We start from the raw sequence: 13,255 nt of genomic DNA, 5'->3' as shown, positions 1-13,255 counted from the left end.
TTGTTTTATAAACCAAAACTTAGAGAATAAGAAAATTGTATTTGCGGTTTTGTATTGGCAGCAACGGCTCCATTTTGATCAGTTAATTTTTCAGCTGCTCCAATACCCACACTAAAGGTACTAATCCTTTCTGAATTCAACAATACATATGCCAAATCGACGCCAGCACCTAAACGAGATTTATAATCTCCGTCTACAGATTTGCTATCAAGATGTCCAGCATAAAAGCCAATATAGTAACCATTCTTATCAGTTCCGGTAAGGTAGTAAGGATAGCGAAATCCGACTTGTCCACCGGCAGTTTTATCACCATTTAAAAATGCACCAACTTTTGCATAAGCAATCCCATAAGGATTTACCCACTCACCATTGAGATGTAACAATTTTTGAGTAAAACCTGCGCCTACATTCCAAGTTGCTGCTTTATGATCTGCTAATTTTGCTTCTGGAAGAAATGAATAATCTTGAGCATGAGCCCAACTACTTACTGTCAAAACTGCAAGTAAGGGATAAATTTTTCTCATTATTTTCTCCATTTTCCCTAATCGTATGGTGAGAACAACCCTATTCTATTGAATGAGAGACTTTAACAGAATTATTTTGCTTCTTATATACAAGACTCTACAATTTTGTTGTCTACAAAGTCAAAAAAGCCAATTTGTTTCTTCACTGAAACTTTGAAAATTATGCAATATTTTAACTGCGCTTGCGTTAGAATAAGCAGCTATTTTTCTCATCCTATGTCATTAAGTCGATCCGTATGAAACAGCACTTTCCTTTAAAAGATATCCAGCAAGAAAAGCGCATTTATCGAGGTCGTATATTTTTTGCCGTAGGTCTTGTGATTATTTGTCTATTAGTATTAGCAAGCCGATACGCCTATCTACAAATTTTTCATTACGATGAGTTCTCGACCGCATCGGATAAAAACCGTATTCGCTTACAACCTCTCCCCCCTGCTCGTGGTTATATTTATGACCGTAATGGCGTTTTATTAGCAGATAACTATCCTGTTTTTACCGCAACATTAAGTAAGGCTGATGTTGAAGATCCGGATGCGGTTATTGAACAATTACAACCCATTTTAGAGCTGACTCAAGAAGATGTAGACCGCTTTAAAAGCCGTATTAAAACGGCGCGTAAAACTGAACGCGTAGCAATTAAGCTGAACTTAACCGAGACAAATATTGCCAAGTTTAGTGAAGTTAAATACAAATTCCCTGGGGTGAGAATTGAAACCCAAATGACGCGCTATTATCCGCATGGTGAGTTGTTTGCTCATGTGATTGGATATGTGGGCCGTATTAACGATAAAGAATTAAAAAGTATTGATAAAGATTTATACGCTGGAACAAACCTGATTGGTAAAATCGGCGTAGAGAAAAGTTACGAAGATTTACTTCATGGAACACCGGGTTATGAATCTGTGGAAGCAGATGCTCATAGTAATGTATTGCGCCATTTAGGACGTAAAGACCCAACTCGCGGTAATGACCTGTACTTATCATTAGATTATGGTTTACAAGTCGTAGCATCACAGCAACTTGCTGGACGCCGTGGTGCAATTGTTGCGATAGACCCACGTACAGGTGAAATTCTTGCGTTGGTTTCAAGTCCAAGCTTTAACCCAAACTTATTTGTGACGGGCATTAATCATAAAGATTATAGCTCGCTACGTGACAACATCGATCAACCTCTTTATAACCGTGCTGTTCAAGGGGCATACCCTCCTGGTTCGACCATTAAACCAATGGAAGCGATGGGTGGTTTACATTATGGTATTGTCGACTGGTCTACTGCTATTTCCGATCCGGGCTACTTCCATTTACCTGGAGACTCTCATAAATTCCGTGACTGGAAAAAAACTGGTCATGGCATCGTGAACATGCATAAAGCGATTATCATGTCTTGCGATACCTATTTTTATATTTTGGCAAATCAAATGGGCATCGACCAGATGAACCAATGGATGCGCCAATTTGGCTTTGGTCAAAAAACAGGTGTCGACTTACCAAGTGAAAGTGAAGGTTTATACCCAAGTCCAGAATGGAAAATGCGTACACGCAAAACTAAATGGATGAAAGGTGAAACAATTTCCGTCAGTATTGGTCAAGGTGCATTTACTGCAACTCCATTACAACTTGCAATGGCAACTGCTATTACAGCGAATCACGGCTCTCATGTAGTTCCACATGTTTTACGTGCATCGCATGGTGCAAAACCTTTTACAGTCCGTAATGCGCCTGATGGAAAAATTAATTTCAACGGTACAGACGAAGACTGGGTAAAAATGCGAGAAGCCATGATTGATGTAATTCAATCAGGTACTGGACGTGGTATCCGTACATCGCTCTATCAAATTGCCGGAAAAACAGGTACGGCACAGGTTAAGAGTATCGCGCAAGGTAAACGCTACAACGAAGCTGCGCTTAGTGAACGCCAACTTGACCATGGTCTTTTTGTTGGGTTTGCACCTGCCGATAAACCAGAAATTGCTATTGCGGTCATTTGGGAAAATGGTCGTCATGGTGGTTCCGCAGCTCAACTTGCTAAGCCAATATTTGATTACTGGTTATTAACCCGCAATAAAAATCCAATTCGTCCAGCCAACCATCAAGTTAATGGTGGCCTTATGACAGCCGGAATTAAACCGGGCGAGCTTCCAAGTGGCGGCGAAACAGCTAGCTCTACTCCAGCAGCTGCTACAACTACCGCAGCAGCAACATCTGCTCCACAAGCTGCTCCTGCTCGCCCTGCTACAAATGAGATCGATGAATAATGAAAAATCAGTTGCGCATTATTGGGGGCGAATGGAAAAGACGAGTTTTGCCATTTGCCAGTATTGAGGGTTTAAGACCAACCCCAGATCGTGTCCGTGAAACGTTATTTAATTGGCTCATGTGGGACATTCAAAATGCTCAGGTTCTCGACATCTGTACAGGTTCTGGTGCATTAGGCTTTGAAGCACTTTCGCGCGGTGCCGCATTTGTTTATATGATTGAACCTGATAAGACTCAAGCACGATTTTTAAAAGAGAATATCCAGCTTTTAAAAGCGCAAAATTGTCATTTAGTTAATGCAACTGCTCAACAAGCATTACCGCGCCTAAAAGAACAATTTGATGTAGTTTTTTTAGATCCGCCTTATAGTCTCGATCTATGGCAAGAGCTCGCTCACTTGGCAGATTCACATATTAAAAAGAATGGATACATTTATGTTGAAGCTGACCGAGATTTATCTCAGCTTCAACTTCCTGCAACATGGCAACAAGTTAAAACCACTAAAGCTGGTACAGTCCATGCAGGTCTTTATCAGAAAATTTAATCATGTAGAATTTTTATAACGAATTACTTTAACTGATCTATTTATCTGAATTAGATTATTTTAATTTTGCATTTCAGAATAAATAGATCGTAAAAAATCGTATGAGTTGAGCTCGGTCGTAAGGAAAACTCGAAATATATTCATAACCAATTTTTAGTCTTGGATTAACACTATAGTTAACTCCATACCCAACTGAAATGGATAAATCTTGAATATTAATATGATTCGTTAAACCAGCGATGCTTTTGCTGTGAAGTTGCCCCGTATCATAAGCTGTATAATTATAAATCACCCAACACTCATTTGAATAAAATTCGTTTTTAAGCACATTATAGTTATTAATTTCATCATCATGCTCAATTGCCAACCGCCTTTGTTCCAAGTTTAAATCTGATTGATCTAACAACTGATCTGTATTTAATAAAGCAGAATCATCGCTTTCTGGTTGAAAAAAATCATAAGCCTGAATATATCCACTATAAAGCATAGTGATCACTGTAAAAACAGTATAAAAAATTTTCTCTACACACATTTTATTTTGCAAATTCAAAAAGGTAGCTTAAAGCTACCTTTTTTTGCAAGGTTTTAATTAACTTAAACCAATGACTGCCACAATTGCTGCGCAGGTACCCATAATTTTTTTGCCATAAGGTACATATCGTGTAAATATTGCGCCTAATGCAAGTCCAGCACAATAAATAAGTGCCATACCGGTAACCATACCAGTTACTAATGCAACAATATGCCCTGCATGTGCTAACTCAACTCCATGAGCTACTCCATGAAAACTTGCGAGTAAAGCAGCAGCCATAGGCCATATCCGATTTGATTTTGTCCATAATGCAATCGCTGTAACAATCAAAGAAGCAATAATCCCATATTCAGCGATACTCTCTGGTATTAGACCTTGGGCACCTACTAAAAAGCCTACAATCAAAGCAATACTTAGAGTAATGACACCGGCAATTTTCCATTGTTTAGCTGCTGACCATAATAAGATACCAAAACCTAAAGCCATCACTAAATGATCGAGACCAGTAAAAGGATGAATAAAACCTGCTACAAATCCAGAATGCTCATGATCATGACCCGGGTGTGCCATAGCTAACACAGGTAACATGCTAAGGAGCCCGACACTACATTTTTTAATGAAATTCATAGTTACTCCTTAAGCTTTAAACAGCCCTTGCTTCTCAATAAATTGAATAATTTCTTCAAGCCCATCTTGTGTTTTCATGTTTGAAAATAAAAATGGTTTTTCACCACGCATACGTTTCGCATCTTGGTCCATCACATCAAGATTTGCACCAACCATAGGTGCAAGGTCAGTTTTATTAATAATCAGTAAATCTGACTTGGTAATACCCGGCCCACCTTTACGTGGAATTTTTTCACCACCTGCCACGTCAATAACATACAAGGTTAAATCAGAAAGTTCTGGGCTAAATGTTGCGGCCAAATTATCGCCACCGCTTTCAATAATAATGAGTTCTAAGCCATCAAATTTCTCACACAAATCATCAATCGCGGCCAAGTTAATTGAGGCATCTTCACGAATTGCTGTATGAGGGCAACCACCTGTTTCCACACCCACAATACGATCTGGTGACATCGCTTCATTACGGGTTAAAAAGTTTGAATCTTCTTTGGTATAAATATCATTTGTCACTACAGCCATATTGTATTTATCACGTAAGGCACGGCATAAGTTAAGCGTAAGTGCTGTTTTACCTGAACCGACTGGTCCGCCAATTCCAACTCGTAATGGACTACGTTCTGTCATGATTTTTATCCTTTTATTTCCTAATTTTAAGATCTGAATAATCGTGAATATTGTGTTTCGTGTTTCATACTCAGCATGGCATAGCGAGGTAAAGCACTACTCAGTTGCTCATCTTTAAGTTTTAAAGCCTTCTCTACAGCGTGTGGTACTCGCCCATGCAAATGCCACAAAATTCTTTGTCCTGCCATTTGTCCCAATGGGACTGTTTTTACGGCTGCTAAAACCTGATTTTCTAAAACAGTAAAGGTATACGCCGTGAGTACATCAATATCTTTAAGCTCTAAACGCCCACAAAGCTGTGCATAGACAGGTACAAAACCAAACTGCTTTTTAACCTCAACTGGCTTTTTCAAAACATCTTTAATCCATGCATTTAAAGAAAATGCGAGTTGCTGAGATTCAGCAAGTAGCTCTTTACTTTCTCGGCTTGCCTTATACAAATGTGCCCAAGTCAAGAACTCGTCTGAGTCATCATAATGTTGCATAAGACGCTTAAGTACAGGTAACTCAAAGCGTACCAACAACATTTCAAGCACTTCTTCAAAGTAAGCAATGGCAGAGCTTTCATCGTGTATTAAGCCAATATCAATGGCTGTTTCTACACCTTGTGAATAACAATACGCTCCAACTGGCAATGCCGTCGAAGACAGTGTCAGCAGTTGAAGTAATTGCGCTGCGTTATGAATGGACATGGTGCAAAGCTTTGATTGGGCTTAAACGATGATCATGGCTATGCTGTGCATAGGCACCACTTTCAGGCTCGAACGGATGATCGGTTTCTGTCACAGTAAGCCCCAAACCTTCTACCATTTCAGCAAGTACATGATCAGGCTCAAAATATAAAGCTGTTGGTGTCAGCATTAATGGAACATGTCGGTTACCTAAATGATAGGCCGCTTTAAGCAAATCAAATTCAGTCTGAGCAGTAACTTGCATTAACCGTTCAGGTTTTGCATCAACTCGCAATACATCGCCCTCTTGCGTTGCAATATATGAACCACTACGCAAAATGCCAGTACGAGGCAAATCCGCACCGATATCTACGCCACTTGCTAAAGCCGCTCGAAAACGTGATTTCTGACGGGTATCAAACGTTAGCTCAACCGTTTCAAATGTCTGATCAGGAGAAATATCTTCAAGACGTTGGGTGTAAATTTTCATTTAGCTTTTCTCTCCTTACTTATTTCTTTCATATAAGTTAATGAGGCAAATCACCTCTATAAAATTCATTAAAATAAGAAATAACGCTGTGCCATTGGTAACACGTCAGCAGGCTCACACGTTAGTAATTCACCATCTGCTCGTACCTCGTAAGTTTCGGGATGCACATGCATAACTGGACAATATGTATTGTGTTTCATATCGGCTTTGGTAATTGAACGCGTATTTTTACATGGGCTAATTAACTTTTTCAGATTTAGTTTCTCAGCAACTTTTTCATCAATTGCTGCTTGAGATAAAAAGGTAATACAAGTGTTATGCACACCACGCGGATAAGCCCCAAACATTGGACGGTAATGCACAGGTTGAGGGGTTGGAATGGAAGCATTAATGTCACCCATCGGTGCAGCTGCAATCATGCCACCTTTAATAATCATGGAAGGTTTTACGCCAAAAAACGCAGGCTTCCATAACACTAAATCAGCAAGTTTTCCGACTTCAACCGAACCGATTTCATGGCTTAAACCATGGGTAATTGCTGGGTTAATTGTATACTTGGCAATGTAGCGTTTAACCCGATTATTATCATGAAGCTCATTGTCACCCTCTAATGGGCCACGTTGTACTTTCATTTTGTGGGCAGTTTGCCAAGTACGTAAAATGACTTCACCCACGCGCCCCATCGCCTGCGAGTCTGATGACATCATGGCAATTGCACCTAAGTCTTGTAAAATATCTTCGGCAGCAATAGTTTCACGGCGAATACGACTTTCCGCAAAAGCAATATCTTCAGCAATTGCAGGGTCTAAATGATGACAAACCATGAGCATATCTAAATGCTCGTCAATGGTATTAATGGTATAAGGTCGCGTTGGGTTGGTCGAAGATGGCAAGACATTACTTTGCCCAATTGCTTTTAAAATATCGGGAGCATGTCCACCACCTGCACCTTCAGTATGGTACGTATGAATGGTACGATCTTTAAAAGCTGCTAGGGTTTCCTCTAAAAAACCACCTTCATTTAAAGTATCCGTGTGAATTGCGACCTGAACATCAAACTCGTCTGCCACACTCAAGCAGTTATCAATTGCTGCTGGTGTTGAGCCCCAATCTTCATGTAATTTTAATCCAATTACCCCAGCCTTAATTTGCTCACGAATAGGGTCAGGTAAACTCAAATTCCCTTTGCCTAGCAGGCCAATATTCATAGGCAAATCATCAATCGCCTGCAACATGGTCGCAATATGCCAAGGCCCTGGAGTTACTGTGGTTGCCGAAGTTCCGGCTGCTGGTCCTGTACCCCCACCTACCATTGTTGTTGTCCCAGACATCAGCGCGGTTTCAACCTGCTGCGGGCAGATCCAGTGAATGTGGGTATCAATACCACCTGCCGTTAAAATTTGCCCTTCACCCGCAATCACTTCTGTTGCAGCACCTAAAGGAATAGTAATGTCAGGTTGAATATCGGGGTTTCCAGCTTTTCCTATTTTCCAGATTCGGCCATTTTTTAAACCTACATCGGCTTTAACAATTCCCCACCAATCCAGAATTAAAGCATTGGTTATGACTGTATCGGCAACTTCATCAGCTAAAAGTTGCGATTGTCCCATCCCGTCACGAATGACTTTACCACCGCCAAATTTAACTTCTTCACCATATGTCGTTAAATCTTGTTCAACCTCAATAAAAAGTTCTGTATCAGCTAGTCGAATACGATCTCCAACCGTTGGACCAAACATCTCAGCATATGCACGACGTGACATTTTCATACGATTAGTTCCTTATTTTTCTGATAGCAAAGCATAATATTTTGTCATCGGGATAAACCGGATTCCCCATTTTTCAGCAGCATCACCACTTACAATAAAACCAAATTTTTCATAGATATCTTGAGCATAAAAACTTGAATTCACCGTAATTTTTTCAACGTCTATATTTTCATTTTTAATTTTTTCTTCTATGAAATCCCAAAGTTGTCGCCCTAGACCTAGTTTCAAATATGTTTTTTTAATAAAAAAATGCATTAAATGTGAGGGTTCCATATAAGCGACTATACCCACGACCTGTTGATCAATCTCTCCAACAAAATAATGAATATCTTCTCGATCAAAAATTGTTTGTATGACTTCTGGTTTAAAGCGTGAGCGCCCTTCATCATTTGCAATCACTTGATCTACATATGGAGCAATTATGGCAACAATATTATCCGTGTCATCTTTCGTTGCTTTTCTAATCAACATTTTCATCCAAACGCCCCATTACCCGACCAGCAAAACCATATACTTCTCGCTTACCAGCTAAAGCAACAAGTTCCACTTCTCGGCTTTGCCCTGGTTCAAAACGTATCGCAGTACCCGCCGCAATATTTAAGCGAAAACCCTTTGCTATCTCACGATCAAACTGTAAGGCATCGTTTGCTTCATAAAAATGAAAATGTGAACCCACCTGAATAGGCCTGTCGCCAAGATTAGCCACCACAACTTTTAAAGTTTCTCGTCCGACATTCAGTTCAATATCAGTGTCTGGAGTAATAACTTCACCGGGGATCATAAGCGTTCCTTTTATACTATTGGCTGATGAACAGTGACTAATTTCGAACCGTCAGGAAAAGTTGCTTCGACCTGAACCTCAGCAATCATTTCCGCTACGCCATCCATAACATCTTCACGCTTTAATAAAGTCGTGCCAAAGTGCATAAGTTCACTCACCGTCATTCCATCTCGAGCACCTTCAAGTAAGGCTGCCGAAATAAACGCAACAGCTTCTGGATAATTCAGCTTTAAACCTCGTGCTTTACGACGCTCAGCCACCAAACCTGCGGTAAAAATGAGTAACTTATCTTTTTCTGTTGGATTGAGTTCCATATCTCTTTCCTAATAGCATCTAGTTTTCTTTAAGCAAAATGCGTGCTCAAAAGCAGCATACTTGTTTTAATCGTTTTTAAAATACGCAATTTAACGTAAATTAAGTTTTCCAAATTCTTGGGAATTCCTCATCTAAATCAAACCAATACCGTCTTAATCTTGCTCTTATAGCCGCGAAAGCATCATGGCAAACTCGCACATCATTTCCTAAAAACCGCGCACACAGCACATCTTCTAGTAACGTCAAAGTCACAGGCACATCCATACGCATAATGAGTTCACGAATGAGTTCAATATGTTGCTCTAAATAAAATGAAGAACGGAATTTTGCTGGCGGTACAGCCCAGAAACTTGCCATTACAGCCAGATTATTCATTCCTAAACATGAGCTTAACCAGCGATCTCCCCCCTCAAAATATAAAGTATCGGCAACTAGTAATTTATTCTCACGCCATAACTTAAATTGATTGTGATAACTTCCATGAACAAAATTCTCAGCTCGAGCCTGTCGGCCCAAAACCAGCATATCCCATCCAATAAAACTTGCTGTTTGTTCAAGGTGAATATGTGTTTCCGAATGTGCTACAGCACCATCAAATAACATCGTTTCTTGTGGCATCCACTCTAAAATAGAGTCATTTTTTACAGTCAGATAAATATGCTGAAAAGCCTGTTTACCATTGGTTCTATACCATTTCCCAGCTCCAGGTGTGGTAATAACTGCATGTGCCTGCTCTGCTGTTTCAATTTGGAAAGTAAGATGATCCCCTCCTGCAATTCCTGCTGGTGGATGAACAATAATAGCGTGGCAAACTCCAGTTTTTTCGGGCCAGAGCATTTTTTGCACCCGAACAGGGCCATGATGTTTTCTATGACTCATTATGGTGCGAGAATTTTTAAAACTAAAACCAAGCTCTAATTGTGCATACCAAAATGGTGCTAAAGAAGTCTGAGAAAATTGCTGAATCCGATTCATTTTGGCTCATTTTTAATAATGGCTTTTTTAGTAAGCAAAATATGCACCAAATACAAAAAGAGGTCATTACAAACTTAGAAACAATTTTTTTATTTTAATGAGTTAAAAAATAGTCAATGTCTAACATAAAACCACAGTAAAGCATGGAATTATTTATACAATAGCGCCCATCCTCGCTCTTATAAATTTTTTCCATGAAAATCTTTTTCGTGTTAGTACCTTTTGTATTTTTAACTGGGTGTATTTTTGGCCAATCTAGTGAGCTCAAACGTGCAGAAAAACTATTAAATAATTTTCAATGTAAAAATGTTGAAACCAGTGAAATGCCTACAAGCTCTATCAATTCTTATTACCAACAAACTTTAGCCGTGAGTAAAGATAAAGCGACCACTTATGTAGAAAGTTATAAAGAGGGTGAAGAATTATTCGCTATGCCTTTAGATGAAGTGGTAAAGAAGCAATATGAACTTTATAAAGCAGCATGCGACTCTCTAGGTGGAGTTTCTGCACAGCCATAATTAAAAACAGGTATCCATTAAATCGCCCGAATGGATACCTCTACCCCACCAACTTAATTTTAAAAATTACTATTAAAAGGTTCCTAATAAGCATTCACTTTACCTTTTGATAAAATTAAGCAACATAGTAACGCTTTTATTTTATTTTCTTTTTTTCTAGGCTTTAAATACTTTTTATTTTTTATTTTGAGGTTTTGGTCATTATGAAAAAATCATTATTAGCAATTGCACTTATGAGTACTCTCCTTGTCGCATGTAATAAACACGAAAATAAAACAGAGACAACTTCTGATGCATCTACCCCTGTACAAACTACTGAAGCAAGTAATGCTGTTGCCGTAGATACTGAACATACAGCAGAGAACTCTCTCGACTGGAATGGTAAATACAAAGGAACACTTCCTTGCGCAGACTGTGAAGGCATCAAAACTGAATTAAAATTAAAAGATGATAAAACTTATGAGTTGAATGAAACTTATTTAGGTAAAGGTGATACAAACCCATTTGAAACACACGGTAAGTTTGCTTTCGATAAAGACAATACTTCTGTTATTACCTTAGATGATAAAGCTCAAAACCGTAAATTCTTTATTGGTGAGAATACTGCTACTGCATTAGACATGGAAGGTAAAAAAGTTGAAGGTTCTTTGGCTGAACATTATGTGTTGAAAAAAGAAGACTAATAAATTTTTTCAATATAAATAAAAAAACCGCTCATTTGAGCGGTTTTTTATGAAGTCAATTCTTAGTGAGCTGAGAATTGGTTCATTGTGTTTTTAGAGTCATCACCAGCTTTAAGTGCGTTTTCACCAGCGAAGATTTCTTTGTGATCATCACCGATGTCTGAACCAGCCATTGCTTGGTGTTTCACACATGCGATACCGCCACGGATTTCTTTACGTTGTACGCCAGCAACATAAGCTAACATACCTTGATCACCGAAGTAACCTTGTGCCAATTCGTGAGTAGAAAGAGCAGCAGTGTGGTATGTAGGAAGTGTGATCAAGTGATGGAACACACCAGCTTCACGCGCAGCGTCTGCTTGGAAAGTACGGATTTTTTCATCAGCATCAGCAGCTAATTCAGTGTTGTCGTACTCAGCGCTCATTAATTTAGCACGGTCGTAAGCAGATACATCTTTACCTTCAGCAACCCAACGGTCATACGCTTGTTGACGGAAGTTTAAAGTCCAGTTGAATGATGGGCTGTTGTTGTAAACAAGCTTCGCATTTGGAACCACTTCTTTAACACGGTTAACCATGTGTGCAATTTCTTTTACGTTTGGAGTCGGAGTTTCGATCCAAAGTAAGTCAGCACCATTTTGAAGGCTAGTGATACAGTCAAGTACAACACGGTCAATCTGAGTACCTTCACGGAATTGATATAAACCAGAAGCTAAACGAGTTGGACGGTGTAACTTGCCATCACGTTTAATTAAGATTTCATCATCAGTTGCTTCAGAAATATCAATTTCTTGAGTGTCTAAGTAGCTAATATATTTAGAGGCGATGTCACCTGGTTCTTTAACTACTGGGATGCTTTGAGTAAGGTCAGCACCTTCAGAGTCAGTACGAGCAACAATAACGCCTTCTTCTACACCTAATTCTAAGAATGCATAACGAAGAGCATGGATCTTAGCGATGAAGTCAGCATGTGGAACAGTTACTTTACCAGCTTGGTGACCACATTGTTTTGCATCAGATACTTGGTTTTCGATTTGAAGCGCACAAGCACCAGCTTCAATCATTTTCTTAGCAAGTAAGTAAGTTGCTTCTTCGTTACCGAAACCAGCATCGATGTCCGCAATAATTGGCACAACGTGAGTTTCGAAGTTGTCGATTTGAGCTGTGATTTCAGCTACTTTCGCAGAGTCACCCGCTTCTTTTGCTTTGTTTAAAGCACGGAACAAGTCATTTAATTCTTTTGCATCAGCTTGACGTAAGAAAGTGTAGATTTCTTCGATTAAAGCAGGTACTGAAGTTTTTTCGTGCATAGATTGGTCAGGAAGTGGACCGAATTCTGAACGAAGTGCAGCAACCATCCAACCAGAAAGGTAGATATAACGTTTGCTAGTAGTACCGAAGTATTTTTTGTTAGCAATCATTTTTTGTTGAGCGATGAAACCATGCCAGCAACCTAATGATTGAGTATATTTGCTTGAATCAGCATCGTATTCAGCCATATCACGACGCATAATCGCAGCTGTATACTTAGCAATATCTAAACCTGTTTTGAAACGGTTTTGAAGTTGCATACGAGCAGCATCTTCTGGGCTAATGTCTGCCCAAGTGTTGCCGAATTTTGATTTTAATTCACGTACTGCATCAATCGCTGTTTGATATGTAGTCATGATATTGTCCTGTATTCATTTTAGGATTTCATCGATCGAAGCCTAGAGTCATGTTACTTAAATTTCTTATGACACCAGCTGCTTCTTCATGTACACAGCTTAGACTTAGCCAATCAATTAATCCAATATCCTTCGTTAATCTTCAGTATTTATTTAAAAAATATACCAATAAATCGATATTATAAGTAAAACTAAAAAACATAACACTTTGTTTATAAAAACAAAATAATCCTAAAGGAGTATAGTATTTTGATCAAAAAACTCTCCAAGTTTTATTTT

Annotated in this window: 16 protein-coding genes; 4 read left to right on the top strand and 12 right to left on the bottom strand. The window is 39.0% G+C overall.

Annotation, left to right across the window (positions count from 1 at the left end):
• Positions 1-5: 5 nt before the first annotated feature.
• The gene (locus CSB87_RS14835) at positions 6-524 is read right to left on the bottom strand and encodes a hypothetical protein (protein ID WP_002054381.1); all 519 of its coding nucleotides are present in this window, start codon (positions 522-524) and stop codon (positions 6-8) included.
• A gap of 236 nt (positions 525-760) precedes the next feature.
• On the opposite strand from CSB87_RS14835, the gene mrdA reads away from it, so the two are divergent.
• Together mrdA and rsmD are read left to right on the top strand one after the other, a co-directional pair.
• Complete coding sequence (gene mrdA, locus CSB87_RS14830; protein WP_002054406.1) at positions 761-2,779, top strand: penicillin-binding protein 2; 2,019 nt, start codon at positions 761-763, stop codon at positions 2,777-2,779.
• On the top strand, positions 2,779-3,324 hold the full coding sequence (rsmD, locus tag CSB87_RS14825; RefSeq protein ID WP_004888199.1) for a 16S rRNA (guanine(966)-N(2))-methyltransferase RsmD: 546 nt from the start codon (positions 2,779-2,781) through the stop codon (positions 3,322-3,324). Before mrdA ends, rsmD begins: the two co-directional genes overlap by 1 nt.
• Before the next feature lie 73 nt (positions 3,325-3,397).
• On the opposite strand, the gene CSB87_RS14820 is transcribed toward rsmD, so the two are convergent.
• The 10 genes from CSB87_RS14820 to CSB87_RS14775 form a co-directional block, all read right to left on the bottom strand.
• Positions 3,398-3,856 (bottom strand): hypothetical protein, encoded by a 459-nt coding sequence (locus CSB87_RS14820; RefSeq protein WP_004888202.1) that lies wholly within the window; start codon positions 3,854-3,856, stop codon positions 3,398-3,400.
• Positions 3,857-3,913: 57 nt separating this feature from the next.
• Positions 3,914-4,483 carry a HupE/UreJ family protein gene (locus CSB87_RS14815; RefSeq protein WP_004888204.1) on the bottom strand — a complete coding sequence of 190 codons (570 nt, stop codon included), beginning with the start codon at positions 4,481-4,483 and terminating at the stop codon, positions 3,914-3,916.
• 9 nt (positions 4,484-4,492) lie between these two features.
• Positions 4,493-5,107 carry an urease accessory protein UreG gene (gene ureG, locus CSB87_RS14810; protein WP_000140200.1) on the bottom strand — a complete coding sequence of 205 codons (615 nt, stop codon included), beginning with the start codon at positions 5,105-5,107 and terminating at the stop codon, positions 4,493-4,495.
• Positions 5,108-5,133: 26 nt separating this feature from the next.
• Entirely contained in the window at positions 5,134-5,799 is a 666-nt protein-coding gene (locus CSB87_RS14805) for an urease accessory protein UreF (RefSeq protein ID WP_002060172.1), read from the bottom strand.
• Complete coding sequence (ureE, locus tag CSB87_RS14800; protein WP_002126865.1) at positions 5,786-6,268, bottom strand: urease accessory protein UreE; 483 nt, start codon at positions 6,266-6,268, stop codon at positions 5,786-5,788. Before ureE ends, CSB87_RS14805 begins: the two co-directional genes overlap by 14 nt.
• A gap of 68 nt (positions 6,269-6,336) precedes the next feature.
• A complete protein-coding gene (ureC, locus tag CSB87_RS14795) occupies positions 6,337-8,037 on the bottom strand; it encodes an urease subunit alpha (protein WP_004888209.1) in 1,701 nt (566 codons plus the stop codon).
• A gap of 12 nt (positions 8,038-8,049) precedes the next feature.
• The gene (locus CSB87_RS14790; protein ID WP_004888210.1) at positions 8,050-8,508 is read right to left on the bottom strand and encodes a GNAT family N-acetyltransferase; all 459 of its coding nucleotides are present in this window, start codon (positions 8,506-8,508) and stop codon (positions 8,050-8,052) included.
• A complete protein-coding gene (locus tag CSB87_RS14785; RefSeq protein WP_004888211.1) occupies positions 8,498-8,818 on the bottom strand; it encodes an urease subunit beta in 321 nt (106 codons plus the stop codon). The genes CSB87_RS14790 and CSB87_RS14785 overlap by 11 nt, the downstream gene beginning before the upstream one ends.
• Before the next feature lie 11 nt (positions 8,819-8,829).
• Positions 8,830-9,132, bottom strand: a complete 303-nt coding sequence (gene ureA / locus CSB87_RS14780) for an urease subunit gamma (protein WP_002054385.1) — start codon at positions 9,130-9,132, stop codon at positions 8,830-8,832.
• 100 nt (positions 9,133-9,232) lie between these two features.
• Positions 9,233-10,108: an urease accessory protein UreD gene (locus tag CSB87_RS14775; protein WP_004888212.1), complete on the bottom strand. Its 876-nt coding sequence runs from the start codon at positions 10,106-10,108 to the stop codon at positions 9,233-9,235.
• 194 nt (positions 10,109-10,302) lie between these two features.
• Here CSB87_RS14775 and CSB87_RS14770 point away from each other — a divergent pair, with 194 nt between their 5' ends.
• Positions 10,303-10,626, top strand: a complete 324-nt coding sequence (locus tag CSB87_RS14770) for a hypothetical protein (RefSeq protein WP_004888213.1) — start codon at positions 10,303-10,305, stop codon at positions 10,624-10,626.
• Positions 10,627-10,829: 203 nt separating this feature from the next.
• The gene (locus tag CSB87_RS14765; protein ID WP_004888215.1) at positions 10,830-11,309 is read left to right on the top strand and encodes a copper resistance protein NlpE; all 480 of its coding nucleotides are present in this window, start codon (positions 10,830-10,832) and stop codon (positions 11,307-11,309) included.
• Between the two features lie 62 nt (positions 11,310-11,371).
• Here CSB87_RS14765 and CSB87_RS14760 read toward each other — a convergent pair whose 3' ends face one another.
• Positions 11,372-12,976 carry an isocitrate lyase gene (locus tag CSB87_RS14760; RefSeq protein ID WP_002054455.1) on the bottom strand — a complete coding sequence of 535 codons (1,605 nt, stop codon included), beginning with the start codon at positions 12,974-12,976 and terminating at the stop codon, positions 11,372-11,374.
• Between the last annotated feature and the right edge of the window lie 279 nt (positions 12,977-13,255).

The sequence above is a fragment of the Acinetobacter sp. AR_0276 genome (assembly GCF_003000705.1).
Classification (GTDB): Bacteria; Pseudomonadota; Gammaproteobacteria; order Pseudomonadales; family Moraxellaceae; genus Acinetobacter; species Acinetobacter nosocomialis.
This window is presented reverse-complemented; position numbering and strand designations above follow the sequence as displayed.

Coding starts and splice junctions, on each gene's coding strand:
- CSB87_RS14835 (WP_002054381.1), bottom strand. CDS start 524: ATGAGAAAAATTTATCCCTTACTTGCAGTTTTGACAGTAAGTAGTTGG.
- mrdA (WP_002054406.1), top strand. CDS start 761: ATGAAACAGCACTTTCCTTTAAAAGATATCCAGCAAGAAAAGCGCATT.
- rsmD (WP_004888199.1), top strand. CDS start 2,779: ATGAAAAATCAGTTGCGCATTATTGGGGGCGAATGGAAAAGACGAGTT.
- CSB87_RS14820 (WP_004888202.1), bottom strand. CDS start 3,856: ATGTGTGTAGAGAAAATTTTTTATACTGTTTTTACAGTGATCACTATG.
- CSB87_RS14815 (WP_004888204.1), bottom strand. CDS start 4,483: ATGAATTTCATTAAAAAATGTAGTGTCGGGCTCCTTAGCATGTTACCT.
- ureG (WP_000140200.1), bottom strand. CDS start 5,107: ATGACAGAACGTAGTCCATTACGAGTTGGAATTGGCGGACCAGTCGGT.
- CSB87_RS14805 (WP_002060172.1), bottom strand. CDS start 5,799: ATGTCCATTCATAACGCAGCGCAATTACTTCAACTGCTGACACTGTCT.
- ureE (WP_002126865.1), bottom strand. CDS start 6,268: ATGAAAATTTACACCCAACGTCTTGAAGATATTTCTCCTGATCAGACA.
- ureC (WP_004888209.1), bottom strand. CDS start 8,037: ATGAAAATGTCACGTCGTGCATATGCTGAGATGTTTGGTCCAACGGTT.
- CSB87_RS14790 (WP_004888210.1), bottom strand. CDS start 8,508: ATGTTGATTAGAAAAGCAACGAAAGATGACACGGATAATATTGTTGCC.
- CSB87_RS14785 (WP_004888211.1), bottom strand. CDS start 8,818: ATGATCCCCGGTGAAGTTATTACTCCAGACACTGATATTGAACTGAAT.
- ureA (WP_002054385.1), bottom strand. CDS start 9,132: ATGGAACTCAATCCAACAGAAAAAGATAAGTTACTCATTTTTACCGCA.
- CSB87_RS14775 (WP_004888212.1), bottom strand. CDS start 10,108: ATGAATCGGATTCAGCAATTTTCTCAGACTTCTTTAGCACCATTTTGG.
- CSB87_RS14770 (WP_004888213.1), top strand. CDS start 10,303: ATGAAAATCTTTTTCGTGTTAGTACCTTTTGTATTTTTAACTGGGTGT.
- CSB87_RS14765 (WP_004888215.1), top strand. CDS start 10,830: ATGAAAAAATCATTATTAGCAATTGCACTTATGAGTACTCTCCTTGTC.
- CSB87_RS14760 (WP_002054455.1), bottom strand. CDS start 12,976: ATGACTACATATCAAACAGCGATTGATGCAGTACGTGAATTAAAATCA.